Below are 25671 nucleotides of genomic sequence, written 5' to 3' on the forward strand. Positions count from 1 at the left end.
CCCATTCCTTTCCAAAAGGGGCTCGAATCCCGGGCCCCGAAGCTCAAGCGGCGACACTTTGGGGCATTCGCCGGACCAGCTCGCGACAGTGCGCTTACGCTTGAATACTGTCCGAAATCACCTCTCCGTGACGCTGGGGGACGGCATGACTCAACCCCGCGCGCTCGACGCGAGCGCCTCACCACTCGACTACTACGGCGCCGAATTACGCCGCCTGAGAGAAGCCGCCGGGCTGAGCCAGGCGCAGTTGGGCGACTGCATCTTCTGTACGGGGTCCCTGGTGGGCCAGATCGAGACAACGAAGAGGGTGCCCACGCGGGAGTTCTCCGAGCGGGTGGACGCGGCACTGGGGACGGATGGTGTCCTGTCACGGCTCGTGGGCCTCGTGCTGCGCAGCCAGTTGCCGAGCTGGTTTCAGGCATTCGCCGAGATGGAGGCGCAGGCCGCGTACATCTCCACGTACCAGGCGCAGTTGGTGTACGGGCTTCTCCAGACGGAGGCGTACGCGCGGGCCGTGCTCAGTGTCACGACGGACGACAACCTCAATGCGCGGGTTGAAGCCCGCATGGACCGGCAGCGAGTTCTGGCGAAGGGAAACCCGCCGCTGCTGTGGGTAGTGCTGAGCGAGGCAGTGCTCCATCAGGAAATCGGAGGCCATGAGGTCATGCGAGAGCAGCTCGCTCACCTCCTGGGGTTCCGGGACCAACAGTGGGTGAACCTTCAGATCCTGCCCTTCACGGCAGGTCAACACGCGGGCCTGCCCGGGACGTTCACCACTCTCCGCTTCGAGGACGACCCCGACCTCATCTACACCGAGGACTTCGTGCAGGGGCACATGACGGCTCATCCCGAGAAGGTCAAGGAGAGTTCCCTTCGTTACGCTCGCTTGCAGGCATCCGCCCTGTCCGTGGAGGATTCGGCGGCACTGATCGCGCGCGTGATGGAGGAACGGTATGGGGACCAACCAGCGGCTGACGGGCGCGGCATGGCGTAAGTCGAGTTACAGCAGCGACACGGGCGGCGACTGCATCGAGTGCGCGCCGCTCGGCGCTGTGGCTTGGCGTAAGTCGTCGCACAGCAGTGACACCGGAGGCGAGTGCGTCGAGTGCGCCCCGCTCGGCGGTGCCACCTGGCACAAGTCGTCGTACAGCGCCGACACCGGAGGCCAGTGCGTCGAGGTCGCCGACCTCACCGCGCACGTCGCCATACGGGACTCCAAGAACCCGGAGGGCCCCGCCTTCTCCGTCGCGCCCGCCGCCTTCGCCGCGTTCGTCGCGGCGGCGGCCGGCGGGATCTGAGGCTTACGCCTCCCGGCAGATCAGCAGCAGCGCCCTGTCGTCGTTCACGTCCTTCGCGACCGCCTCGATGAGGTGCCAGGCCGCGCCGTGGAAGCCGCCCGCTACATAGCGGTCGGCCTCCCCGGTGAGGCGGTCGATGCCCTCGGCGATGTCCCGGTCGGAGGTCTCCACGAGGCCGTCGGTGAAGAGCATCAGGACGTCGCCGGGGCGCAGCAAACCCTTGACGGGGTCGAACTGGGCGCCGTCGTACACGCCGAGGAGCGGGCCCTGGCCCGTCTTCTCCTCCCAGCGGCCACTGCCCGCGCTGAGCTGGAGGCCCGGCGGGTGGCCCGCCGAGAAGAGTTCGTAGTCGCCGGTCTCCAGGTCCAGGACCAGATGGATGGAGGTCGCGAAGCCCTCGTCCCAGTCCTGGCGGAGCAGATAGCCGTTGGCGGCGGGCAGGAAGGCGTGCGGGGGCAGCGAGCCGAGCAGGCCGCCGAAGGCGCCGGACAGGAGCAGCGCCCGCGACCCCGCGTCCATGCCCTTGCCGGACACGTCGGTGAGGACGACCTCCAGGGTGCGCCCGCCGTTCGTACGGGCCGCGACGACGAAGTCACCGGAGAACGACTGCCCGCCCGCCGGGCGCAGCGCCATCTCGCGGTGCCAGCCGCGCGGCAGCCTCGGCAGCTTGCTCTGGACGCGGATGCGCTCGCGCAGGTCGAACAGCATCGTGCCGCCACCGCGCCAGGGCACGCCGACCCGGCTGCGGAACTGGGCGATGAGCAGCCCGAAGAAGCCGCAGGCGGCCACCACGAGGACCACGCCCGGCGTGACGCGCGAGGGCCCTTCGGCGTACGGGCCGAGCTGCACGGACTCCACGATCAGGGCCACCGCGGACGCCGCGTACAGGCCGAGGAGGCTGGCGGGGCGCAGCAGCAGGCCGCCCGCGACGATGGGCAGGACGAGGGCGGCGGGCGCGCACCACACGTTGTTGACGATCGTGCCGCAGGTGATCATCGGGACGGTGACGAGCAGACCGGCCAGGGCGACCCAGTCGGAGCCGTCGCCGCGGAAGTAGTCGACCCCTGATTTGCGCAGCACGTTGCGGGCCCGGTGCAGCCGCTTCTTCATCCGGGCCGTGAACGTGTCGGCTTCCGCCCGCCGCACGCGGCGCTCGCGCCGTGCTTCTCGTACTGCCATCGCTCGTGGACCTTATCCACCGGAGCGCTCACTTCGCACGGGAGGTCCCTCTTGTTCCCCCCGGAAATCCCCTCGCACCGGGCCGTATCGGCCTGCTACCCATGGCATATGACAACAGACTTACGGGTGCTCACCGAGGCCGACTGGGAGACGTGGTACGCGACGCTGGAGCTGGCTTTCGGCGGTGTCGCCGAATCGCCCGAGGAGCGGGAGCTGTGGCGCGCGCTCACCGAGCCCGACCGGTCGATCGGCGTGTGGGACGGCGACGCGTGCGTGGGGACGGCCGGGGCGTTCTCCTTCCGCCTCGCGGTGCCGGGCGGCGCCCTGGTGGACGCGGCGGGCGTGACGATGGTGGGCGTGGCGGCCACGCACCGGCGGCGCGGCATCCTGACGTCGATGATGCGCGGGCAGTTGGACGACGTACGCGCGCGGGGCGAGTCCCTGGCCGTGCTGACCGCCTCCGAGCCGGTCATCTACGGCCGGTTCGGGTACGCCGCGGCCTCCTCGCAGCTGAAGGCGGCCATCGACACGAGCCGGGTGAGCCTGTCCGCCCCGGCCGGTACGGATGACATACGGCTGCGGTACGCGAAGCCGGCCGACGTCCACGACGCGTGCGAGAAGCTGTACGCGCGCCAGGTCACCGGGCGCCCCGGCATGCTGGCCCGGCGGCCCGGCTGGGAGCGGCTCGGGCTGCTGGACCCGCCGGGCGAGCGGGGCGGCGCGTCACCTCTCCAGTGCGTGGTCGCCGAGCGCGCGAACGGGCGCGGCGGGCACGGCTCCGAGGGATACGACCCCGACGGATACGACCTCGTCGGGTACGCGCGGTTCGCCGTGAAGCCCGAGTGGGAGTGGCAGGGCCCCAAGGGCGCGGTCCACGTGCGCGACCTGGAGGCCCTGGACCCGGCGGCGTACGCGGCGCTGTGGCGGTTCCTCTTCGGCATCGACCTGACGACGTCGGTCGTCGCCCGCAACCGCCCGGTGGACGATCCGCTGCTCCAGCTCGTCTCGGACGTCCGGCGGTGCGACATCGCGGTGAGGGACTCGCTGTACGTACGCCTCGTCGAGGTCGGCGCGGCGCTGGAGGCGCGTACGTATCAGGCGCCCCTGGACGTGGTGTTCGAGGTCGAGGACGCCTTCTGCCCCTGGAACGCGGGGCGCTGGCGGCTCACCGGCGACGCCAAGGGCGCGTCGTGCGAGCGCACGCCGGACCCGGCCGACCTCGCCCTTTCGGTGCGGGAGCTGGGTGCCGCGTATCTCGGCGGCGTGTCCCTGTCGTCGCTCGCGGGCGCGGGGCGGGTGCGGGAGCTGCGGCAGGGCGCGCTGGCCGAGGCGTCGGTGGCCTTCGGCTCGGACGCGGCGCCGTGGCTGCCGCACGGGTTCTAGCCGGGGGCTTCAGGCGGCGGGCTGGGCTGCCGGGGCCTGCTCCGGGGCCTGCTCCGTGGTCTTGACCTTGCGGGTGGCGAGGTAGAGGGCGATCAGCCAGAAGATGACCGATCCGCCCAGGAAGACGTTGATGAAGAGGATCATCCAGCGGCGCTCGACACCTCGGTTGAAGGCGATGAGCGACGGCAGAAGGTAGATCGCGCCGACGAGCACCGCCAGCACGATGGCGGCCAGCGCGCCGAGGTCACTCAACATCAATTGCTCCCGAGGGTCGCTGGCAGCCGGGGCACCAGAAGAGGTTGCGGGCGGCGAGACCGGCGGTGCGGATCTCGCTGCCACAGATGTGACAGGGCATGTTCGCCCTGCGGTACACGTATACCTCGCCGCCGTGGTCGTCGACGCGCGGCGGGCGGCCCATCGCCTCCGGGGTGTGCTCGGGCCGGACGGTGTCGATGCGGTTGAGGCGCACGCCCTCGCGCATCAGCGCGACGAGGTCCGCCCAGATCGCGCTCCACTGCGCCTCGGTGAGGTCCTTGCCCTGGGTGTACGGGTCGATGCCGTGCCGGAAGAGGACCTCGGCGCGGTATACGTTGCCGACCCCGGAGACGATCTTCTGGTCCATGAGGAGCGCGGCGACGGTGGTGCGGCTGCGGGAGATCCTGCGGTACGCCTTGCCCGGGTCGTCCCCCTCCCTGAGGGGGTCCGGGCCCAGGCGCTCGTGTATCGCCCGCTTCTCGTCGTCCGTGATGAGCGCGCAGGTGGTCGGGCCGCGCAGGTCGGAGTAGTACGCGTCGTTCAGCAGGCGCAGGCGGACGGTGTCGGTGGGGGGCGGGGCGGGGGTCTCGCCGAGGGCGTACTTGCCGAAGAGGCCGAGGTGGATGTGGACCCAGTCGCCTCCCCCGAACCCCAGGAAGAGGTGCTTGCCGTGGGCCTCGGCGGTTTCCATCGCCCGGCCGTCGACCAGCGCGGCGCTGTCGGAGAACTTGCCCTGGGGACTGGTCGCCCGGACTGGACGTTCCTGAAACCGTTCCCTGTGCTCGGCCGCGAGGCGGTGAATAGTGTGCCCCTCCGGCACGGGGTCCCTCCGGGGGTTAAGAATCAGCCCCTCCGGCGTTTGAGGAGCGGGGTCCGGGGCGGAGCCCCGTGGCCTCGCTGAAGCTCGGGGCTGCGGTCAAAAGGGCTCGTCCTCAAACGCCGGACGGGCTGAAGACTCAGCGCCGCCCGGCGAAAGGGGCCGCTACTGCTGGGGGTGCCCGGCCGGGATGGGGGGCAGCTCGCCCGTCGTCTCGTAGGCCGACAGCATGTCGATGCGGCGAGTGTGACGCTCCTCACCCGAGTACGGCGTAGCCAGGAAGATCTCGACGAACTTCGTCGCCTCCTCCTGGGTGTGCATCCGCCCGCCGATCGAGATGACGTTCGCGTCATTGTGCTCACGCCCGAGCGCAGCGGTCTGCTCGCTCCAGGCCAGCGCCGCACGGACGCCCTTGACCTTGTTCGCGGCGATCTGCTCGCCGTTGCCCGAGCCGCCGATGACGATGCCGAGGGCCTCGGGGTCCGCGGCCGTCCTCTCCGCGGCGCGCAGGCAGAACGGCGGGTAGTCGTCCTGGGCGTCATAGATGTGGGGCCCGCAGTCGACGGGCTCGTGGCCGTGGCTCTTGAGCCATTCGACCAGGTGGTTCTTGAGTTCGTAGCCGGCATGATCCGAGCCGAGGTACACGCGCATGCGTCCGAGTGTGGCACGCCGCACGGCGGGTAGCGGCGACCGGGGCCGGGCCATCGGGACCAAGGTCCAGGCCAAAGGGCCGGAAAGCAACGATCCGGATTCAGGACTTCCGTCCCGATGACTCCTGAGTTTGAATGCGAGGGCTCGTGACCCGAGAACTTAAGGATTCGTCCATGACCTCGCAACCCTCCCTTGCGAAGGCAGACAGCAACCCCTCATCCCCTGGGGAACCGCAGTCTGGCGGCACTGGTGACACCGGCGACGGCCTGAAAGCGGGTCTCAAGAACCGCCACCTCTCCATGATCGCGATCGGCGGTGTGATCGGCGCCGGTCTCTTCGTCGGCTCCAGTTCCGGCATCGCCGCCGCCGGACCCGCGATCCTGATCTCGTACGCCCTCGTCGGCACGATGGTCGTCCTCGTGATGCGGATGCTCGGCGAGATGGCCGCCGCCCGGCCCACCTCCGGCTCCTTCTCCACCTACGCCGACCAGGCGCTCGGCCGCTGGGCCGGTTTCTCCATCGGCTGGCTCTACTGGTTCTTCTGGGTCGTCGTGCTCGCGGTGGAGGCCACCGCCGGTGCCGTGATCCTCAACGGCTGGATACCCGCCGTCCCGCAGTGGGGCTGGGCGCTCATCGTGATGGTGGTGCTCACCGCGACGAACCTCGTCTCGGTCGGCTCGTACGGCGAGTTCGAGTTCTGGTTCGCCGGGATCAAGGTCGTCGCGATCGGCGGCTTCGTCGTCATCGGTCTGCTCGCCGTCTTCGGCCTGCTGCCCGGCTCCGACAACCCGGGCGCCGGATTCGCGCACCTCACGGACGCGGGCGGCTTCATGCCCAAGGGCGCGGGCGCCATCCTCACCGGTGTGCTGATGGTCGTCTTCTCCTTCATGGGCAGCGAGATCGTCACGCTGGCCGCCGGTGAGTCCGAGGACCCGCAGCGCGCGGTCACCAAGGCGACGAACAGCGTCATCTGGCGCATCGGCGTCTTCTACCTGGGCTCGATCCTCGTCGTGATCACGCTCCTTCCGTGGAATGACAAGTCGATCACCGAGCACGGCAGCTACGTCGCCGCGCTGAACTCGATCGGCATCCCGCACGCCGGTCAGGTCATGAACGTCATCGTCCTCACGGCCGTGCTCTCCTGCCTCAACTCCGGGCTCTACACCGCCTCCCGCATGGCCTTCTCGCTCGGCCAGCGCGGCGACGCGCCCAAGGCCTTCGCGCGCACCAACGAGCGCGGCGTGCCCCGGGCCGCCATCCTCGGCTCCGTCGTCTTCGGTTTCGTCGCCGTCTGGTTCAACTACCAGTGGAAGGACACCGTCTTCGACTTCCTGCTCAACTCGTCGGGCGCGGTGGCCCTGTTCGTCTGGCTGATGATCTGCTTCACGCAGCTGCGGATGCGCGGGATCATCCTGCGCGAGGAGCCGGAGAAGCTCGTCGTGAAGATGTGGCTCTTCCCGTACCTGACGTGGGTGACGATCGCGATGATCTCGTTCGTCCTCGTCTACATGCTGACCGACGAGACCGGGCGCAAGCAGGTGCTGCTCTCGCTCCTGGCGGCCGCGTTCGTGGTCGTGTTCTCGGTGGTGCGGGAGAAGGTCCGTCCTCGGGTCGACGCCTGATTCCTATTTCTTCTCGGGGTCCCGTGATTAGTTGACGGTGGTTGTCAGCTTTTCGCGGGACCCTCTCCGTTGTTCAGACAGACGTACGCCTCTCAGGCGTACGCGGCTCAACGGAGGCACCCGTGGATTTCACCGCCCAGCGACTCGTGTTCCGGCCCGGCGACGCCGGGTACGAGGACGAACTCGCCGGATTCCAGACCGGTTTCGTGACGCGGCCCGACCTCGTCGTCGGCGCCACGAGCGCCCAGGACGTCGTCGCCGCCGTGTCGTACGCCGCCGAACACGGCCTCCCCGTCGGAGTGCAGGCCACCGGGCACGGGCTTCCCGGCGCCTCGGAGGGCGGAGTCCTGATCAGTACGCGGCGCATGGACACCGTCCGGGTCGACGCCGACGCCCGGACCGTCACCGTGGGCGCCGGTGCCCGCTGGGGCCAGGTCGTCGAGGCCGCGGCGCCCCACGGGCTCGCCCCGCTGAACGGCTCGGCGCCGGGCGTCGGCGCCGTCTCGTACACGCTGGGCGGCGGCCTCCCCATCCTGGCCAGGGAGTTCGGATACGCGGCGGACCACGTCCGCTCGCTGGACGTCGTCACGGCCGACGGCACCCCGCGCCATGTCACCGCCGACAGCGCCCCCGAGCTGTTCTGGGGCCTGCTCGGCGGCGGCGCGAACCTCGGCGTGGTCACGGAGCTGGAGATCGGCCTGGTGCCGGTGGCGAGGCTCTACGGCGGGTCCATCGCGTTCGACGGGCGTACGACGCCGCCGGACGCCCTGCTGCGCGGCTACGAGGAGTGGACGCGGACCCTGCCCGAGGAGCTGACCTCCTCGCTGGCGGCGGTGGTCTACCCCGACATCCCCCAGCTCCCGCCGCCCCTGCGGGGCCGCTACCTCGTCTCGGTGCGCGTCGCGTTCACGGGACCGGCGGCCGAGGGCGAGCGGCTCGTGGCGCCCTTGCGCGCGCTCGGGCCCGCCGTGTCGGACACGCTGCGGGAGATGCCGTACACCGAGAGCCCCACCATTCACAGCGACCCGGACTTCCCGCACGCCTACTACGGGGACAGCGTGCTGCTGAGCGGCCTCGACGTCGCCGCGGCCGGTGAACTGCTCGCGCTGACCGGCCCCGACGCCGATGCCATGCACGTCGTCCAGATCAACCACCTGGGCGGGGCGCTCGCGCGGCCCGCGCCGAACGCGGTGCCCTACCGCGAGGCGGGCTGGCTCGTGCGGATCCTCTCCCCGCTGGACGGCACGGACGTCGCGGCGGCGCGGAAGCTGCACGCGCGGGCGTTCGGGTGCGTGGCGGGGCAGAGCCTCGGGCGGTCCCTGAACTTCGCGTTCGGCGGCGGTGACCGGCCCGAGGGGCTGTACGACGCGGAAACGCGGAAGAGGCTCGCCGCGTTGAAGGTCACGTACGACCCGGCGAACCTCTTCAGGCGGAACTACGACGTCCGTTAGCGGTCGAGCAGCTTCCAGGCCGTGGGCAGCGCGCCCATCGCGAGGGCGGCCTTCAGGGCGTCGCCGATCAGGAAGGGCGTGAGCCCGGCGGCGACGGCCTGGGTCAGCGACATGCCGGTCGCGGCGGCGAGGTAGGGGACACCGACCGCGTAGATGATCGCGGAACCGAGCACCATCGTGCCCGCCGTACGCAGCACGGAGCGGTCGGCGCCGCGGCGGGCGAGGGCGCCCACGACGGTGGCGGCGAGCAGCATGCCGAGGATGTAGCCGAGGGTGGGGAGCGCGGCGCCCGACTTGGCCTGCGCGAACCACGGCATGCCGGCCATGCCGACGAGGGCGTACAGCGCGAGGGAGAGGAAGCCGCGGCGGGCGCCGAGCGCGGTGCCGACGAGCAGCGCGGCGAAGGTCTGCCCGGTCACCGGAACGGGCGAGCCCGGCACGGGCACCGCGATCTGGGCGGCGATCCCGGTGAGCGCGGCGCCACCGAGCACGAGGGCCGCGTCCTTCACGCGGGACGCGGGCAGCAGGTCGGCGAGGACCTGGCCGGGGCGGGTGGTGGCAGCGGCGATGCTCATCGGGACTCCGCGAGGACGTGGGGAGGTTGGGACGCGACGACGCTATCCCAGGCGGGAGCGCCCCCACAGGGGCTCCGGGTGACAACCCGGGGGCGGGGCCTTGGTGGGCTCCGTACAAAGAGCGTCGCGTACACCCCGTACGGCGTGACGCTCGTCACGGAGGTCGGCGGGTAGGTGCCCCGTTTTGCGCGAGGGGCTGCCGCCCGGGGAGACTGTGGAGTCCCGCCAAAGTCTTCTGTGAACCTGAGAGCAGCGCTGAGCACCATGCACGACGCACCCCCCGATGAATCGGCACCCGGCACCGGGGAACCGCTCGGCACCGGGGAACCGCTCGGCGGCGGGCTCAAGCAGCGGCACCTCACCATGCTCGGGCTCGGCGGGGTCATCGGGGCCGGGCTCTTCGTGGGGTCGGGAGCGGGGATCGCGGTCGCGGGGCCCGGAATCGTCGTCTCGTATCTGATCGCGGGCGCGCTCGCGATGTGCGTGATGCGGATGCTGGGCGAGATGTCGGCGGCGATGCCCGCGTCGGGGTCGTTCTCCGTGCACGCGGAGCGGGCGCTCGGCCGCTGGGCCGGGTTCAGCGTCGGCTGGCTCTACTGGTTCCTGCTGGTGGTCGTGCTCGCCGTGGAGGCGACCGGCGCCGCGCAGATCGCCCACGGCTGGGCGCCGGCGGTCCCGCAGTGGGCCTGGGTGCTGGTCTTCATGCTCGTCTTCACGGGCGCCAACCTCGCGGCGGTGAAGAACTTCGGCGAGTTCGAGTTCTGGTTCGCGGCGCTGAAGATCTTCGCGATCGTGGCGTTCCTGCTGCTCGGACTGCTCGCGATCTTCGGGGTGCTGCCGGACACCGACCCCACGGGCCTCACCCACCTCACCGGTGACGGCGGTTTCCTGCCCAACGGCTGGGAGGGCGTGATCTCCGGGGTCCTCGCGGTCGTCTTCGCCTTCGGCGGCCTGGAGGTCGTCACGATCGCGGCCGCCGAGTCCGACGACCCGGTCCGCTCGGTCGCCCGCGCGGTGCGCAGCGCCGTCTACCGCATCCTCTTCTTCTACGTCGGCTCGATGCTGGTCATCGTGACCGTGCTGCCGTGGACCGCGCAGAAGGCGGGGGCCAGCCCGTACGTCACGGTGCTCGACTCCATCGGCGTGCCGTCCGCCGGGACGATCATGAACATCGTGGTGTTCGTGGCCCTGCTCTCGGCGCTCAACGCCAATCTGTACGGGTCCTCCCGGATGGTCTTCTCCCTCGCCGAGCGCGGCGAGGCACCGAAGGCGCTCCTGAAGGTGTCCGGCGGCGGGGTGCCGCGCCGCGCGGTCCTCGCCTCGGTCGCGTTCGGGTTCGTATCGGTCGTACTCAATCTGAAGTGGCCCGACTCGGTCTTTCTCTACATGCTCAACTCGGTCGGCGCGGTGCTGCTGTTCGTCTGGGCGCTCATCGCGGTGTCGCAGCTGCGGCTGCGGCGGCGCATCGAGCGCGAGGCCCCGGAGCGGCTGGTGCTGCGGATGTGGGCCTTCCCGTATCTGACCTGGGTGGCGCTGGCCGCGATGGCCGCCGTGCTCGGCCTGATGCTGACCGACGACGGGGCGCGGCCGCAGCTTCTGTGGTCGGCGGGCGCGACGGGGCTCGTACTGGCGGTGGCGGGGCTGCGGGAGTGGCGCGAGCGGCGAGCGTGAAGTTTCCGTGAACGTGGTGTGTCCATTTCTTCACGTGGTGTAGGCGTCGTGTCCGTATAGCGGTCAGCCATTCCCTGTCAGCGGTACCGGACTTCAGACTGTGGGCCCGCTCGACCCCGCTCGAACGCGGCTCGATCCTCGTTCGTCCCCCGCTCGTCTCCCCGTCTCGGCTAGTGAACAGGGCACGCCCATGTCTCGGACGTCCACCTCCCAGGACGCAGCACCAGCACCTGATGCGGCACCCAAGGCCGACTCCCCCCTCGTCCACGGCCTCAAGCAGCGGCACCTCTCCATGATCGCCCTCGGCGGCGTGATCGGCGCCGGGCTCTTCGTGGGCTCCGGGGCGGGCATCGCCGCGGCGGGGCCCTCGATCGTCCTCGCCTACGCGATATCCGGCGCCCTCGTCATGCTCGTGATGCGCATGCTGGGCGAGATGTCGGCCGCCAACCCGGCCTCGGGCTCCTTCTCCGTCCACGCCGAGCGGGCCATCGGCCCCTGGGCGGGCTTCACCGCGGGCTGGGGCTTCTGGTTCCTGCTCTGCGTCGCCGTCGGCCTTGAGGGCATCGGCGCCGCGAACATCATGGTGGGCTGGTTCCCCGACACCCCGCAGTGGGCCTGGGTCGCCCTGTTCATGCTGGTGTTCTGCGGCGCGAACCTGACGGCCGTGAAGAACTTCGGCGAGTTCGAGTTCTGGTTCGCCGCCCTCAAGGTCGGCGCCATCACGCTCTTCCTCGGCATCGGCACCCTCGCCATCCTCGGCATCCTGCCCGGCTCGGACGCCCCGGCCCCCGGCCTCGGCAACCTCACGGGCGACGGCGGCTTCATGCCGAACGGCACGGACGGCCTGATCATCGGCCTCCTCGCCTCGGTCTTCGCGTACGGCGGTCTGGAGACCGTCACCATCGCGGCCGCCGAGTCCGAGAACCCGGTCCACAGCGTCGCCAAGGCCGTGCGCACGGCGATGTGGCGCATCGCCCTCTTCTACGTCGGCTCCATGCTCGTCGTCGTCACGCTGCTCCCCTGGGACAACAAGGAAGTCGTGGCCAAGGGCCCCTACGTCGCCACCCTGGACCACCTCGGCATCCCCGGCGCCGGCCAGATCATGAACGTCATCGTCCTGATCGCCCTGCTCTCCGCGATGAACGCCAACATCTACGGCGCCTCCCGCATGTCGTACTCCCTGATCGAGCGCGGCCAGGGCCCCAAGGTGCTCGGCCGGGTCGACAGCGGCGTGCCGCGCCTGGCCGTCCTCGCCTCCTCGGTCTTCGGCTTCGTCTGCGTGCTGCTCAGCTACTGGAGCCCCGACAAGGTCTTCCCCTGGCTGCTCAACATGATCGGCGCGATGATCCTGGTCGTCTGGATCTTCATCGCCGTCTCGCAGCTGATCCTGCGCCGCAGGACGGAACGCGAGGAGCCGCAGAAGCTCGTCGTGAAGATGTGGGCCTACCCCTTCCTCACCTGGGTGGCGCTGGCCGGGATGGCGTACATCTTCTACTTGATGACCGAGCAGCCGGACACCCGCAAGCAGCTCCTCGCCACCGGAACGCTGACGCTGTGCCTCGCGGTCATCGGCTTCGTCCGGCAGCGGCTCGCCGAGAAGCGCGCCATCTCCTCCTGAGCGGCCTCCCCCTCCACCGGGAGGCGGCCTCCCCCTCCACCGAACCACCGGTCAACCGTCTCCAGCCCTAGGTCGAAGGGCCGATGCCCCCTGCCCTGTCCGAGCCCCCTTCTGCTGCTAGCCTGCACTTGCATATCGGTTGCAATAAGCAGGTCGCACTAAGCACAGCAGCAGTCGGAGGGCTCGGACATGGCCATTTACACGCTTCCAGAACTTCCGTACGACTACGCGGCGCTCGAGCCGGTCATCAACCCCCAGATCATCGAGCTGCACCACGACAAGCACCACGCGGCGTATGTGAAGGGCGCGAACGACACCCTTGAGCAGCTGGAGGAGGCGCGCGACAAGGAGACGTGGGGCGCCATCAACGGCCTGGAGAAGAACCTGGCCTTCCACCTCTCCGGCCACATCCTGCACAGCATCTACTGGCACAACATGAACAGCCCCAAGGACGGTGGCGGCGGTGAGCCGCTGGCCGCCGACGGTGTCGGCGAGCTGGCGGACGCGATCGCCGAGTCCTTCGGCTCCTTCGCCAAGTTCAAGGCCCAGCTGACCAAGGCCTCGGCGACCACGCAGGGTTCGGGCTGGGGCGTGCTCGCCTACGAGCCGCTCAGCGGCCGCCTCATCGTCGAGCAGGTCTACGACCACCAGGGCAACGTCGGCCAGGGCTCGACTCCGATCCTGGTCTTCGACGCCTGGGAGCACGCCTTCTACCTCCAGTACAAGAACCAGAAGGTCGACTTCATCGAGGCCATGTGGCAGGTCGTCAACTGGCAGGACGTCGCCAAGCGTTACGAGGCCGCCAAGCAGCGCGTGAACAGCCTGCTGCTGACCCCGTGAGAACGTCCTGCCTCGTGATCGTCTTCTCAACTTTCGCCGAGGCAGGCGGATAGACGAAAGGCCCCCGTGAGGACGTGACTCACGGGGGCCTTTCGGTGGCTCTGGGGGCGGGTCAGTCGAAGATCGGGCCCTGCGTACGCGTGCGCTTGATCTCGTAGAAGCCCGGCGTCGATGCGACGAGCAGCGTGCCGTCCCACAGGCGCGCCGCGGCCTCGCCCTTGGGGGCCGGGGTGACGACCGGACCGAAGAAGGCGACCTGCTCGCCGTCGGCGCCGGGGACGGCGATGACGGGCGTGCCGACCTCCTGGCCGACCTTGTCGATGCCCTCCTTGTGGGAGGCGCGCAGCTCGGTGTCGTAGGCGTCGGAGTCCATGTGGTCGGCGAGGTCGGCGGGCAGCCCGACGTCCTCAAGGGCCCCGACGACGGCCTCGCGGGTGAGGCCCTCGCCGCGGTTGTGGATGCGGGTGCCGAGCGCGGTGTAGAGCTTGCCGGTGATCTCCTCGCCGTGCTTCTGCTGGGCGGCGATGACGACGCGCACCGGGCCCCAGGCCTCGTTCGCGAGCATGTCGCGGTAGTCCTCGGGAAGCTGGTCCAGCTTGTCCTCGTTCAGCACGGCGAGGCTCATCACGTGCCAGCGGACCTCGACGTCGCGGACCTTCTCCACTTCGAGCAACCAGCGCGACGCCATCCACGCCCAGGGGCACAGCGGGTCGAACCAGAAGTCGACCGGGGTCTTGCCGGTGTTCTCGGACATGTCTCTCCCTAGGGAATGTGTTCGGCGCTTGGGGAGGGGAACGCCGGGGGTCGGCCAGGGCATTCCCGGATGTCGGCCGCCGGGGCCACATGCGAGGATCGTAGACATTCGAGATGCCAGTCATGCGAGTCACAAGGGAGTGCCGCCCGTGCCCGGTGAGAATCTGTCCCGCGACGAGGCCCGCGAGAGGGCCGCGCTGCTGTCCGTCGATGGCTACGAGGTCTTTCTGGACCTGCGCTCGGCGCTCGGCGAGAGCGGTCAGGAGCCGCGCACGTTCCGCTCGGTGACCACGATCCGCTTCCGCGCCGAGCCCGGCGCGGCGAGCTTCGCGGACCTGGTGGCGCCGAGCGTCACGGCCCTCTCCCTGAACGGCAAGGACCTGGACCCCGCCGAGGCCTTCGACGGCACCAGGATCGCGCTGGAGGACCTGGCCGAGGAGAACGAACTGGTGGTGGACGCCCAGTGCGCCTACAGCCGCACCGGTGAGGGCATGCACCGCTTCGTCGACCCCGAGGACGGCGAGGTCTACCTCTACACGCAGTACGAGCCCGCCGACGCCCGCCGCGTCTTCGCGAACTTCGAACAGCCGGACCTGAAGGCGCCCTACCGCTTCGAGGTGAAGGCCCCCGAGGGCTGGACGGTGTGGTCGAACGGCGTGGGCGAACTGACCGACGGCGTGTGGCGGTTCGCCGAGACCAAGCCGATCTCCACGTACATCACGGCGGTCGTGGCCGGCCCCTACCACTACGTGACCGACTCCTACGAGCGCGTCCTCGACGACGGCACGCGCCTGGAGATCCCCCTCGGCGCGATGTGCCGCAAGGGCCTCGCCCCGCACTTCGACGCCGACGACGTCTTCCTGGTGACCAAGCAGGGCCTGGACTTCTTCCACGACAACTTCGACTACCCCTACCCCTTCGGGAAGTACGACCAGGCGTTCGTGCCGGAGTACAACCTGGGCGCGATGGAGAACCCCGGCCTGGTCACGTTCCGCGAGGAGTTCATCTTCCGCGGCAAGGTGACCCAGGCGTCGTACGAGCGCCGGGCCAACGTGATCCTCCACGAGATGGCCCACATGTGGTTCGGCGACCTGGTCACCATGCGGTGGTGGGACGACCTGTGGCTCAAGGAGTCCTTCGCCGACTTCATGGGCTCCTTCTCGATGGTCGAGGCGACCCGCTTCACCAACGGCTGGATCACCTTCGCCAACAACCGCAAGGCCTGGGCCTACCGCGCCGACCAGCTGCCCTCCACGCACCCCGTGACGGCCGACATCCGCGACCTGGAGGACGCCAAGCTCAACTTCGACGGGATCACGTACGCCAAGGGCGCCTCGGTCCTCAAGCAACTCGTCGCCTACGTGGGACGCGACGCCTTCCTGGAGGGCGCCCGGCGCTACTTCAAGCGCCACGCCTACGGCAACACGGTCCTCGGCGACCTGCTGTCCGTCCTGGAGGAGACGTCCGGGCGCGACATGGCCTCCTGGTCGCGGTCCTGGCTCCAGACGGCCGGTGTCAACTCCCTCACCCCGCAGGTCATCCTGAACGCGGAGGGCCGGATCACCGAGCTGTCCGTGCTCCAGGAGGCCGCCGAGTCCCACCCCGAGCTGCGCCCGCACCGGGTGGCGGTGGGCCTGTACCGCAGGGCGGCCGGCGGCGAGCTGGAGCGGTACGCCCGCGCCGAGATCGACGTCGACGGCCCGCGCACGGTGGTGGCCGAGCTGGCCGGGGAGGCGGCGCCCGAGCTGATCCTGGCCAACGACGACGACCTGACGTACTGCAAGGTCCGGTTCGACGAGAACTCCCTCGCGACGCTGCGGGAGCACCTCGGCGACATCGCCGACCCGCTGGCCCGGGCGCTGTGCTGGTCGGCGCTGTGGAACCTCACGCGGGACGGGCTGATGCCGGCCCGTGACTTCATCGGCCTGGTGCTGCGTTTCGCCGGGCGCGAGAGCGACATCGGCGTGTTGCAGATGCTGCACTCGTGGACCAGCTCCGCCCTCACGCACTACGCCGCGCCCGACTGGCGCGAGGAGGGCGGCCGGGCGCTCGCCGAGGGGGCGCTGCGAGAGCTGCGGATCGCCGAGCCGGGCAGCCAGCACCAGCTGACGTGGGCGCGGTTCTTCGCGGCGGTGGCCTCCTCGGCGGCCGACCTGCAACTGCTCCAGGGCCTGCTGGCCGGCACGGCCAGGATCGACGGCCTGGACGTCGACCAGGAGCTGCGCTGGGCGCTCCTCGGCCCGCTGGCCGCGCACGGCGCCGCCGGTGAGGACGTCCTCGCGGCCGAGCTGGCCCGGGACGACACGGCTTCCGGCAAGCGGCACCACGTGCGGTGCCTGGCCGCGCGGCCCTCGGCGGCGGTCAAGGCACAGGCGTGGGCCGCCGTGGTGGAGTCGGACGCGCTGTCCAACGCGCTGGTCGAGGCGACGATCGCGGGGTTCGCCCAGCCGTCGCAGCGGGAGCTGATCGCTCCTTACGTCTCGAAGTACTTCGACGCGATCGAGCGCGTCTGGTCGGAGCGGTCCATCCAGATCGGCATGGATGTGGTGCGGGGCCTGTTCCCGCACCTGCGGGACGACGAGGGCACCCTGGCGGCGACGGACGCGTGGCTCACCACCCACACCTCGGCCGCACCGGCCCTGCGCCGCCTGGTCCTGGAAGCCAGGGACGACCTCGCCCGCGCGCTGCGGGCACAGGCTTGCGACGCGGGGGCCTAGGGCGGGTCCGCAAAGTCCCGCCCTAGGGCGAGTCCGCCCAAAGGGCCCCGGTCCTCCGGGTGGAGCCGGAGATCATCGGCAGTCGAACGCTCGTGCTTTAGGGCGAGCTTGTCCGGTTTTGTCGACGGAACTGTAACAGCGGTTAGAGGGCGGAGCGGCCGAGGGAACGACCCCGGCATGAACCACAACGCCCCGCCCTCCCCGCTCCCCCTCCAGCGCCTCTCCCACATCCGGCCCCGCGTCCTCAGCAGCGCCCAGCTCCGCGAGCACGGAGTCTCCGCCGCCGACGCCGGCGCCCACTGCCGCCCCGGCGGGCCCTGGCAGCAGATCCTGCCGGGCGTATGCCTGTTGCACCCCGGCCCGCCGACCAGCGAGGAGCGGCTGCACGGCGCCCTGCTGTACGCGGGGCGCCCGCCCGCCCGCGAGGCGCGAGCCGTGCCCGCGCAGCCCGGCGCGGGCGAACCGCACGCCCCGTACGCCGACGCGATGATCACGGGCCTCGCGGCGCTCACCCTGCACCGCTTCTCGTCCGCTCCCCCGCTGCTCTCCCAGGACCGCATCGACGTCCTGGTGCCCCGCACCCGCCGCCTGCGGTCCGTCGGCTTCGTCCGGCTGGTGCGCGGCGCCGCGCTGCCGACTCCCCAGCAGATCACGGGCGTTCCCGTGGCCCCCGTGCCCCGCGCACTCGCCGACGCGGTGGCGCAGCTCACCGATGCGGGTGCCGTACGGCGGCTGCTCACCGAGGCGGTGCGCGGTGGGTACTGCGAACCCGCCGCGATCGTGCGGGAGTTGAGTTACGCACGGCTGCTGGCCCTGCCGCACGTCGTGGACGCCGTGGACTCGCTGCTCGCCGAGGGGCGGGCCATCGCGGAGGACAGGCTGTACCGGCTGGTCGCCGAGCACGGCCTGCCCGACCCGCTGTGGAACGTCGATCTGCGTCTGCCCGGTGGCCCGCACCTCGGTGGAGTCGACGCCTTCTGGCCGGACCAGGCCGTCGCCGTGGAGCTGGACACCCGCGCGCCCCGCCAGGGCCTGCGCCAGGAGGACGAGGCCCTGTGGTCCGAGTACGCCCGCAAGCGCGAGCACTTGGAGCGGCTCGGCATCACCGTCGTACACATCACCCCGAAGAAGCTCAGGGACTCGGCGGAGCAGCAGGCGACCGTCCTGCGGACGGCGCTGATGGCGTCCAACGACCGCGAACCGGCGGCGTACGTCGTGGTGCTCCCCCGTTAGCCGCCCCTGTCGCGCCTCAGCCCTTGCGGAGCACCAGCTCCGTGTTCCGGTCGCCCGCCTCGCCGCCCAGGGCGGGCTTCGCGCCGGGGGCGTTGAAGGACAGTTCGCGGTAGAGCGCGGCGAGACCGGTCTGGGAGAGGTCGGCGAAATCCGTGCGGTGCGGGGCGGCGGACTCGATGAGCGTGGTGAGGACGGAGACCGTGCCGTCGTGGTTGTCGGCCAGCTCCACGACCCGCGCCAGCTGCGGGAAGTCGATGTGCGAGGCCGTGGAGACCTCCCAGAAGGAGCCGTGCGGGGTGCGGTGCGGGGTGATCGCGTTCTTGTGGCTGTGGCCGTTGACCCAGGCGAGGACGGAGCGGTGGCGGCCGAGCAGCGCGAGGACCTCCTCGCCGCCGTGCCGGGCCTCACCGGGGTGCGCCGGGTCGTGGCGGAGGTTGCGCATGGTCCGGCTGGTGTGGTGACTGAGAACGACGACGTAAGAGGGTCCGCCCGCGCGGCGTTCGTTGGCGGCCAGCTCACGCTCCAGCCAGCGCAGTTGTGCCGTGCCGAGCGAGCCCTCGTAGTGGCCGCCGGGGTCGGTGGTGTCCAGGCTGATGCCGAGCACGTCGTCGCTGACGCGGAAGGAGTAGTACTGGGTGGCCGACGCGAGGTTCTCCTCGGTGTAGCCGTGGCCGACCGGGCCCGCGCCCGCGTGGGCGGGGGCCAGGTGCGCCAGGACGTACTCGGCGGGCGTGAAGGGTGCCCGGGACTCGTCCGGCGTGATGGACCGCATGCGCCGCGCCTCGCTCTTGAGGAGTTCCTTGAAGTGGGCGCCCTTGGGGTCCCGCCCCTTCTTCACGGCCTGCCACAGGGCGGCGCCCCGCGTCTCGTCCAGGGACATCAACTTCTTCCCGCCGACGGCGAATTCGGTGAAGTACGAGTCCTTGGGTGCCCAGCATCCGCCGGGCAGCGCGTCGTGGTTGCCGACCGTGGAGTACCAGGGCAGGTCGAGGCCGGGGCTGTTGACATCGCGGACGGCGGCGTCGAGGAAGCCGGGCAGCCGCGGGAAGCCGAGTGACTTGTCGGCGTCGCGCAGGGCGTCGTCCGGGTGCCAGTACAGCTTGAGGCCGCTGTCCTGCACGCCTTCGTAGCGGCGCGGGTCACCGGTGTTGGGGGTGACGCGGCCGCCGCTCATCACCTTGAGGAACCAGTCGAGTTCGGTGCGGGAGTTGTTGTCGGTGTTGTCACCGGTCGTCACGACGCAGTGCAGGGGGGAGCCGGTGGCGGGGGCGCCGCGCAGGGCGTTGACACGCTCGACGAGGGAGACCGCGCCGGCCACCGAGAGCGACTCGTGGGGCCGCCAGGCGCTCGCCGTCTGTGCGCGCAGGTACTCGTACCGCAGAGGGTGTTGTACGTCGACCAGGTGCAGGTCGGTGAATTGCACGAAGGCGGCGAGCGCGGTCCTGCGCCCCTCCCGCCCCGGCTTCGCCGCCGCGAGGTCGCCGCGCACCACGCGCGGCCAGGCGGGCCCGTCGCCGAGCCGCCGGTAGCCGGATGTGCCGCGCGCGGCGGCGGTGGTGAGCAGCGTGGTGCCGCTCCGGTACGGGGCGAGGGGCGCGGCGGGTGCCTGCCGGGAGCGCGGGACGGCGGCGTGGCCCGCGGGTGAGGCGTTGCCGGAGCCCGCGCCGGGGCCCAGCGCGTAGCCGATGCCCGCGGAGAGGGTGACCGCGCCGGTGGCGGCGAGGAGGGCGCGGCGGTCGAGGCGGCCCGCGGCGCCGGCCGCGACGGAGGCGGCTCCCGCGGCGGCCGTGGCGGTTGCGGCAGTTGCGGTGGCGACAGAGCGTATGCGCGGCATGCGCGGTCTCCCCGAGTGCGAACGCGTCGGCAGTGGTCGCGGGAGGTCCGGGACCTGGCTGCGGCCCGCGGATTTCCCGCTCGTACTGGATCGTTGGCATCGGGGGTGACCTGCGTGTGAACGAGACCGCAACGGGCAGCGCCGATCACCGTACGTGGATCACCGGGCACCCTGCGCGGTCATCGGACTCTTCCCGGGTGGAGAGGAAGCGGTCACTCCACGTTCACCTTCCGGGGAAGGGGAGGCTCGTCGTGGGCTCACCGGCCCGGGTCGGCGGCGCGGTCGATGTGCCCGTCGGCGGGGCGGGAGCGCCACAGTTCGAGGCCGATGTCGACGAGTCCGACGCGGTCGAGGTGCGGCACGGACTCCAGCGCGTGCCAGGCCGCGAGGTCCGTGGAGCCCTCGGTCTCGTGGCGCAGTTCGCCGCCGGTGACCCGCCCCTCGTACAGGATGCGCAGCCCGTGGAAGTCGGCGACGGCGCCGAGCCTGCGGGGGTAGCGGCGGCGCAGCGAGTCGACGCCGAGGAGCGCCACCGGTTCGACGACGTACCCGGTCTCCTCGTCGGCCTCGCGGATCACGGTGTCGTAGGGATCCTCGCCGTGGTCCATGCCGCCCCCGGGCAGCGTCCAGCGTTTGCTGCCGTCGCCCGCCACCCAGCGGGCGAGCAACACCTGTCCGTCGCGTACGCATACGGCGTAGGCCGCCACCCGGAGTTCTTTCTGCACGGGGTCGACGCTAGGCGGTTCATCCGTTGCCCGTCGTTCATCTGCGAGTTCGCCGTGGCTTGCCGCGCGGTTCCCCGCCCCCCTTCAGGGGCGGGGCCGTTCCCCCATGTCCCCCTATAACCAGCCATGTCCTCGATGGCGTATGGCGGAATTGCGTCACGCCCTGATCACAGCTCGGACAACTCTCCCCAAACAGCTGTCACTTACGTAAGGCTGAGCGGTCATCCGGCCCCGAATTCCGGACCTTCTCGAATGGTGGGCCTGATGAACCCTCCTCCCGACCTTCACGTACAGGGATGCCGATGCCCAGATCCAGTTCCAGCGCGAGACACGCGCCCCGCCTCGCGATAGCCGTCGGCCTCACCGCCGCGCTCTGCGCGACCGGGGCCGCACCCATGGCCTTCGCGGCGGACGACGCCCCCGTGCCCGAGCCCAAGTCCGCCGCGGCCAAGCTCGGTGCGGCCGACGCGGGCCTGCTCGCCGACGCCAAGGCGGACGGCGACAAGACCGTCACGATGATGGTCGCGACCGCCCCCGGCGCCACCGAGCAGGTCGCCGACCAGCTCGACGACGTCAAGGGCGGCTCGGTCGGCCGCACCTACGACAGGCTCGGCTACGTCCGCGCGACCGTGCCGACCGGCAAGGCCGAGGCCGCGATCAAGTCGGCCGCGAAGCTGTCGTCCGTGCACGCCATCGACCTGCGGCACGAGATCGAACTGGACGACCCGACCCCCGCCGCCGACCGCGCCGAGGGCGCGAAGCCCGGCGCGAGGGGCACCTACCCGGGCCCGGACAAGAACACCCCCGCGAAGAACCCGTACAACCCGTCCGCCGAGACCGGCGCCGTCGACTTCGTGAAGAAGAACCCGAAGGCCGACGGCCGCGGCGTCACCATCGGTGTCCTCGACTCGGGCATCGACCTCGGCCACCCGGCGCTGAAGAAGACCACCACCGGCGAGCGCAAGATCACCGACTGGGTGACCGCGACCGACCCGATCGTGGACGCGGACGGCACCTGGCGCCGGATGACCAACCCGGTCACCGGCCCCGTCTTCACCTGGGACAGCGAGACGTGGAAGGCCCCGGCGGGCTCCTTCCAGGTCAACCGCTTCCGTGAGTCGGCCACCACCGGCGGCGACGCCAAGGGCGACCTCAACCGCGACGGCGACACCACCGACAGCTGGGGCCTCCTGTACGACCCGGCGGCCGGCACGGTGCGCGTCGACCTGAACGACAACAAGGACTTCACCGACGACGAGACGATGAAGCCGTACAAGGACGGCCACCAGGTCGCCTACTTCGGCAAGGACGACCCGGCGACCGACGTCGTCGAGCGCATCCCGTTCGTCGTCGAGATCCGCAAGGACGTGCCCACCGACCCGTACGGCGGCGACTGGGTCGGCAAGAAGGCCGACTTCGTCAACATCGGCCTCATCGAGTCCGAGCACGGCACGCACGTCGCGGGCATCACCGCCGCCAACGGCCTGTTCGGCGGCAGGATGAACGGCGCCGCCCCCGGCGCCAAGCTGGTCTCCTCGCGCGCCTGCACCTGGACCGGCGGCTGCACCAACGTCGCGCTCACCGAGGGCATGATCGACCTCGTCACCAAGCGCGGGGTGGACATCGTCAACATGTCGATCGGCGGCCTGCCGGCGCTCAACGACGGCAACAACGCGCGCGCCGCCCTCTACACCCGCCTCATCGACACCTACGGCGTGCAGCTCGTGGTGTCCGCGGGCAACTCCGGCCCCGGCGCCAACACCATCGGTGACCCGAGCCTCGCCGACAAGGTCATCTCGGTCGGCGCCGCCATCTCCAAGGAGACGTGGGCCGCCAACTACGGCTCCGCCGTGGAGAAGAAGTACGCGATGATGAACTTCTCCTCGCGCGGCCCGCGCGAGGACGGCGGCTTCACGCCGGTCATCTCGGCGCCGGGCTCGGCCATCAACACCACGCAGACCTGGCTGCCGGGCTCCGCGGTCACCGAGGCGGGCTACCAACTGCCCGCCGGCTACTCGATGTTGCAGGGCACGTCGATGGCCTCCCCGCAGGCCGCGGGCGCCTCGGCGCTGCTGCTCTCCGCCGCCAAGCGCGAGAAGGTCGACCTGACCCCGGCCGAGCTGCGCACCGCCCTCACCTCCACCGCGAGCCACATCCGCGGCGAGCAGGCGTACGAGCAGGGCACCGGCCTGATCGACGTCGTCGACGCCTGGGAGGCCATCGAGGACGGCGCGAAGGCCCACACGTACACGGTGAAGGCCCCGGTCGACACCGCCCTCGACCAGGAGCTGAAGAAGCCCGGCACCGGCATCTACGACCGTGAGGGCGGCCTGCGGGCCGGCCAGAAGCGGACGTACGACGTCACGATCACCCGCACCTCGGGCCCGGACCGCGGCATCCGCCACGAGCTGGACCTGGCCAAGAACCACGAGGGCACCTTCCGCCTCCTCGGCAAGGGTGACGTCACGCTGCCGCTGAACGAGCCGGTCACCGTGCGGGTCCAGGCGAAGGCCAAGTCGGCCGGTCTGCACAGCGCGATCCTGACCGTCGACGACGAGCGCACCGAGGGCATCGACCAGCAGATCATGTCGACGGTCGTCGTCTCGGCGCCGCTCGCCGAGCCCTCGTTCTCGTACGAGGCCGACGGCTCGGTGCAGCGCAACAGCACCACGTCGTACTTCGTGACCGTGCCCAAGGGCGCCAAGTCCCTCGAAGTCGCCCTCGGCGGCCTGAAGGACAAGAGCCAGACACGGTTCATAGCGGTGCACCCCTACGGCGTCCCGGTCGACTCCACGTCGTCGCTGGTCTGCTACCCGAACTACGAGAACCCGGCCAACACCTGCCGCCCTGACCTGCGTTCGTACGCCGAGCCGCAGCCCGGCGTCTGGGAGATAGAGGTCGAGTCGCGCCGCACGTCGCCGCTGCTCGACAACCCGTACAAGCTGAAGGTCTCCGCGCTCGGCGTCGACTTCGACCCGGCCGTGCAGACGGTCCCCGAGGCGAAGGTCGGCACCCCCGCGCCCGTCGCCTGGAAGGCCGTGAACAAGTTCGCCGCGGTCGACGGCAAGCTGAAGGGCGGCTCGCTCGGTTCCGCCGAGTCGGCGCGGCCCACCATCGGCCAGGGCGCCACGCAGACCAGCACGGTGGTCGTGCCCGAGGGCGCGGAGCGGCTCGACGTCGCCATCGGCTCGCCCGCGGACGTCGCCGCCGACCTGGATCTGGCCGTCAAGAAGGACGGCAAGGTCGTCGGCTCGTCGGCGGAGGGTGACTCGGAGGAGACGGTGAGCCTGTCGAAGCCGGCCGCCGGTACGTACACGATCGAGGTGGTGGGCTACTCGGTGCCGACCGGCTCGACCGCGTACGACTACCGGGACGTGTTCTTCTCGGGCGCGCTCGGCAAGGTCACGGTCGACGAGTCGAAGCGCGTGCGGCTCGGCAGCGGCGACTCGGCGCAGGTCGAGGCCAAGGTCGAGGCGAAGGCCCCGGCCGCCGAGGGCCGTGAGCTGTTCGGCGAGGTGTCCCTGCTGAACGCGGGCGGCACGGTCGCGGGCAACGGCAGCGTGAAGATCGAGAAGGTTACGCCGTAGGTCTAGTAGGTCTAGCGGTGTCCTGAAGCGCCGGGCGGGCTCGATTGAGCCCGCCCGGCGTTCTTCATTGACCGCCGCACGGGGCCTTCGCCGCACCCGGGAGGGCCTTGAGGACCATGCGGCGCAGGCTGTCGCGGTCCTTGCCGGTGGGCCAGTTGTCGGGGCGGGCCTCACCCCGGGGGATGGTGATCAGGACGCGGTCGCCCTTGTCCAGGCGGGGGGCCACGTCCTCGTCCATGGGGAAAGTGATCGTCCGGGTCCCGGACTCCGGCTTGTAGTAGCGGGTCACGTCGAGCGTGACCCGGTCGCGCGCGGCACCCGGCACCGGCTCGACCGCCATGACCGTGCCCTCCACGATGAGCCGCGAGCACGCCACGAAGCCCTCCGGGGAGAGCTTGGCGTCGTCTCCGTCGCGGCCCTGCCTGCTCTGCCCGGCCGCCGCGCCCTTGTCCTCGGCGGCGCCCGGCCCGTTCACCACCAGCCAGCCGAGCCCTCCGACCAGCGCGGCGGCGGCCGTCACCGCGGCCGCGCCGAGCGCGGTGACCAGGCGGCCGCGGGTGGCCCGTGCGGGGGCCCGGCTAGCGAACCGGAACGGAACGACCGGCTCCGCGGGCCCCGCGGGAGCCGCGAGCGCCTCGCCCACCGCCCCCAGCCGCTCCCTCAGCAGGGCCACGTCCGCGACGGCCGCCGCGTGCTCGGCGGCGAAGGCGGGATCGCGCAGCGCCTCCTCGGGGACGGGCTCGCCCGTGATCGCCGTCATCAGCGCGTCGAAATCGTCCAGGTCTTCCTGGCCAGGCACCCTCACACCACCTCCCCTTCGTGCAGCCGCGCCCGCAGGAGCCGTACCGCCGTGTGCAGCCTGCTCTTGACCGTGCCCTCCGGAATGCCCAGTTGGTCCGCTATCGCCCGGACCGGCAGATCTGCGTAGAAGCGCAGCACCACGACCTGCCGCTGGGCGTCCGGCAGCTCGCCGAGGCCCTGCGCCACCGCCATCGACAGCGCCCGCGCCTCGGCGCCGTCCTCGTCGGCCGCCTCCCGCCACAGCGCGGAGAGCCGCTCGCCGAGCCGCTCCTGCCTGCGCCGGGCCCGGTGCCAGTCCATGGCGAGGTTGGAGGCGACGACGGCAGCCCACGCGGACACGTCACGCGGCGCCTCGCGCCCGTCGGCCGCCCGCTCCAGGAGCTTCAGCCTGACCTGCTGCACCCCGTCCGGCAGATCGGCGTGCGGTACCCCGCCGAGCGCGAGCACCGCGCGCACCCGGTCCTCCTGGGCCGCGTCCAGCGGATCCGCCGCCCGCCCCTGCGGCGCGCGGCGCACTCTCCTGCGCAGCAATGTCGCCCTCCCGTCCCCCCGTTTCCCCTACGACGCCCCGGCGGCCCGGAACGTTCACGGCGGGGGCGGGCGAATGTGGCGTCCCGCACCTCGGACAATGGATTGGACAAGCCGGGCCCGGACAGACGCA

At 71.0% G+C, this 25671-nt stretch carries 21 protein-coding genes; 11 read left to right on the forward strand and 10 right to left on the reverse strand.

Going from position 1 to position 25671, the window contains the following annotated elements:
• The first annotated feature begins 145 nt into the window (after window positions 1-145).
• Window positions 146-994: a helix-turn-helix domain-containing protein gene (locus CP975_RS11865; protein ID WP_055528754.1), complete on the forward strand. Its 849-nt coding sequence runs from the start codon at window positions 146-148 to the stop codon at window positions 992-994.
• Window positions 954-1298: a DUF397 domain-containing protein gene (locus tag CP975_RS11870; protein WP_055528755.1), complete on the forward strand. Its 345-nt coding sequence runs from the start codon at window positions 954-956 to the stop codon at window positions 1296-1298. The genes CP975_RS11865 and CP975_RS11870 overlap by 41 nt, the downstream gene beginning before the upstream one ends.
• A gap of 3 nt (window positions 1299-1301) precedes the next feature.
• Here CP975_RS11870 and CP975_RS11875 read toward each other — a convergent pair whose 3' ends face one another.
• On the reverse strand, window positions 1302-2477 hold the full coding sequence (locus CP975_RS11875) for a PP2C family protein-serine/threonine phosphatase (RefSeq protein ID WP_055528741.1): 1176 nt from the start codon (window positions 2475-2477) through the stop codon (window positions 1302-1304).
• A gap of 108 nt (window positions 2478-2585) precedes the next feature.
• Between CP975_RS11875 and CP975_RS11880 the strand changes: the two genes are divergently transcribed.
• On the forward strand, window positions 2586-3860 hold the full coding sequence (locus CP975_RS11880) for a GNAT family N-acetyltransferase (RefSeq protein WP_055528743.1): 1275 nt from the start codon (window positions 2586-2588) through the stop codon (window positions 3858-3860).
• 9 nt (window positions 3861-3869) lie between these two features.
• Here the strand turns inward: CP975_RS11880 and CP975_RS11885 are convergent, their stop codons facing one another.
• The 3 genes from CP975_RS11885 to CP975_RS11895 form a co-directional block, all read right to left on the reverse strand.
• Window positions 3870-4115 (reverse strand): superinfection immunity protein, encoded by a 246-nt coding sequence (locus CP975_RS11885; RefSeq protein ID WP_055528744.1) that lies wholly within the window; start codon window positions 4113-4115, stop codon window positions 3870-3872.
• Window positions 4105-4935, reverse strand: coding sequence for an Fpg/Nei family DNA glycosylase (locus tag CP975_RS11890; RefSeq protein WP_055528745.1), 831 nt, complete (start codon window positions 4933-4935; stop codon window positions 4105-4107). Before CP975_RS11890 ends, CP975_RS11885 begins: the two co-directional genes overlap by 11 nt.
• Window positions 4936-5097: 162 nt before the next feature.
• Window positions 5098-5583: a ribose-5-phosphate isomerase gene (locus CP975_RS11895; RefSeq protein WP_055528746.1), complete on the reverse strand. Its 486-nt coding sequence runs from the start codon at window positions 5581-5583 to the stop codon at window positions 5098-5100.
• A 173-nt stretch (window positions 5584-5756) separates the two neighbouring features.
• On the opposite strand from CP975_RS11895, the gene CP975_RS11900 reads away from it, so the two are divergent.
• Entirely contained in the window at window positions 5757-7205 is a 1449-nt protein-coding gene (locus CP975_RS11900; protein WP_055528747.1) for an amino acid permease, read from the forward strand.
• Between the two features lie 122 nt (window positions 7206-7327).
• The gene (locus tag CP975_RS11905; protein ID WP_199782914.1) at window positions 7328-8656 is read left to right on the forward strand and encodes an FAD-binding oxidoreductase; all 1329 of its coding nucleotides are present in this window, start codon (window positions 7328-7330) and stop codon (window positions 8654-8656) included.
• Here CP975_RS11905 and CP975_RS11910 read toward each other — a convergent pair.
• The gene (locus CP975_RS11910) at window positions 8653-9231 is read right to left on the reverse strand and encodes a biotin transporter BioY (protein WP_055528748.1); all 579 of its coding nucleotides are present in this window, start codon (window positions 9229-9231) and stop codon (window positions 8653-8655) included. The two genes, CP975_RS11905 and CP975_RS11910, sit on opposite strands and share 4 nt — an antisense overlap.
• A gap of 264 nt (window positions 9232-9495) precedes the next feature.
• Here CP975_RS11910 and CP975_RS11915 point away from each other — a divergent pair, with 264 nt between their 5' ends.
• From CP975_RS11915 to CP975_RS11925, 3 genes are all read left to right on the forward strand, one after another.
• A complete protein-coding gene (locus CP975_RS11915; RefSeq protein WP_055528750.1) occupies window positions 9496-10902 on the forward strand; it encodes an amino acid permease in 1407 nt (468 codons plus the stop codon).
• A gap of 190 nt (window positions 10903-11092) precedes the next feature.
• Entirely contained in the window at window positions 11093-12520 is a 1428-nt protein-coding gene (locus tag CP975_RS11920; RefSeq protein WP_150476849.1) for an amino acid permease, read from the forward strand.
• 189 nt (window positions 12521-12709) lie between these two features.
• Window positions 12710-13360, forward strand: coding sequence for a superoxide dismutase (locus CP975_RS11925; RefSeq protein ID WP_030783236.1), 651 nt, complete (start codon window positions 12710-12712; stop codon window positions 13358-13360).
• Window positions 13361-13472: 112 nt separating this feature from the next.
• Here the strand turns inward: CP975_RS11925 and CP975_RS11930 are convergent, their stop codons facing one another.
• Complete coding sequence (locus tag CP975_RS11930; RefSeq protein ID WP_055528752.1) at window positions 13473-14114, reverse strand: mycothiol-dependent nitroreductase Rv2466c family protein; 642 nt, start codon at window positions 14112-14114, stop codon at window positions 13473-13475.
• A 148-nt stretch (window positions 14115-14262) separates the two neighbouring features.
• Here CP975_RS11930 and pepN point away from each other — a divergent pair, with 148 nt between their 5' ends.
• Together pepN and CP975_RS11940 are read left to right on the forward strand one after the other, a co-directional pair.
• Window positions 14263-16830: an aminopeptidase N gene (gene pepN, locus CP975_RS11935; protein ID WP_055528753.1), complete on the forward strand. Its 2568-nt coding sequence runs from the start codon at window positions 14263-14265 to the stop codon at window positions 16828-16830.
• A gap of 177 nt (window positions 16831-17007) precedes the next feature.
• On the forward strand, window positions 17008-18063 hold the full coding sequence (locus CP975_RS11940; RefSeq protein ID WP_150476850.1) for a hypothetical protein: 1056 nt from the start codon (window positions 17008-17010) through the stop codon (window positions 18061-18063).
• A 16-nt stretch (window positions 18064-18079) separates the two neighbouring features.
• Here CP975_RS11940 and CP975_RS11945 read toward each other — a convergent pair whose 3' ends face one another.
• Both CP975_RS11945 and CP975_RS11950 read right to left on the reverse strand, forming a co-directional pair.
• Window positions 18080-19897, reverse strand: coding sequence for a TIGR03767 family metallophosphoesterase (locus CP975_RS11945; protein WP_055535139.1), 1818 nt, complete (start codon window positions 19895-19897; stop codon window positions 18080-18082).
• A 257-nt stretch (window positions 19898-20154) separates the two neighbouring features.
• Window positions 20155-20622, reverse strand: a complete 468-nt coding sequence (locus tag CP975_RS11950; RefSeq protein WP_055535137.1) for an NUDIX hydrolase — start codon at window positions 20620-20622, stop codon at window positions 20155-20157.
• A 302-nt stretch (window positions 20623-20924) separates the two neighbouring features.
• Here CP975_RS11950 and CP975_RS11955 point away from each other — a divergent pair, with 302 nt between their 5' ends.
• Window positions 20925-24209: a S8 family serine peptidase gene (locus tag CP975_RS11955; protein ID WP_246201473.1), complete on the forward strand. Its 3285-nt coding sequence runs from the start codon at window positions 20925-20927 to the stop codon at window positions 24207-24209.
• 64 nt (window positions 24210-24273) lie between these two features.
• Here CP975_RS11955 and CP975_RS11960 read toward each other — a convergent pair whose 3' ends face one another.
• Both CP975_RS11960 and CP975_RS11965 read right to left on the reverse strand, forming a co-directional pair.
• Window positions 24274-25008 (reverse strand): hypothetical protein, encoded by a 735-nt coding sequence (locus tag CP975_RS11960; protein WP_150476851.1) that lies wholly within the window; start codon window positions 25006-25008, stop codon window positions 24274-24276.
• Between the two features lie 2 nt (window positions 25009-25010).
• Window positions 25011-25541 (reverse strand): RNA polymerase sigma factor, encoded by a 531-nt coding sequence (locus tag CP975_RS11965; protein ID WP_055535132.1) that lies wholly within the window; start codon window positions 25539-25541, stop codon window positions 25011-25013.
• Window positions 25542-25671 lie beyond the last annotated feature (130 nt).

The organism is Streptomyces alboniger (assembly GCF_008704395.1).
Taxonomy (GTDB): domain Bacteria; phylum Actinomycetota; class Actinomycetes; order Streptomycetales; family Streptomycetaceae; genus Streptomyces; species Streptomyces alboniger.